General features: G+C 64.6%; 1 protein-coding gene. It reads right to left on the bottom strand.

The genetic code is table 11. The features are described from left to right. Positions 1-528, bottom strand: a 528-nt coding sequence (locus ACMGDH_RS18215) for a flagellin (protein WP_436829401.1), incomplete at both ends; no start/stop codon positions are given.

Below are 528 nucleotides of genomic sequence, written 5' to 3' on the forward strand. Positions count from 1 at the left end.
GAGCTGGCCGACACCGCGATCCACCGAGTCCATCAAGGTCTTGACGAACTCCGTGTTGGTCGAGATGCGGTTCTTGACAGCGCCGAGATCGGCCGCGGCGGAGGCCACGGAGTTGATCGCGGTGGTGACCTGCGTGATGTAACCATCGAGCGTGGTCTGGTCCGCCGCCGAGTCGGTCAGCGTGCTGATGTCGATCGTGTTGACCGAGGCCGTGCCGCTCACCTTGTCCAGGATACCGCTTTGGGTCGAGGTGTAGAGCGAGTAGTTGGCGATCGTCAGGTTGATGGAACCGATGGTGGGCGTGCCGCCGACGCGCGAGAACGACGAGACCAGGTCGAAGGTCGCCGGCGTGGTCGCCGTCGTGCTGAGCCAGTTGACGCCGTTGAAGGTCGCCGCGTCCGCAGTCCCCTTCATCTGCTGCTGGATCTGGGTGATGTCGGCCTGGATCTTGGTGCGGTCGATACCGGCGGTCTTGGCTTCGACCAGCAGCGCCTGGAGCTTGGTCAGGCCGCCGGTCTTGTCGCCGAC

The sequence above is a fragment of the Sphingomonas radicis genome (genome assembly GCF_051400635.1).
In the GTDB taxonomy this organism is placed as follows: Bacteria; Pseudomonadota; Alphaproteobacteria; order Sphingomonadales; family Sphingomonadaceae; genus Sphingomonas.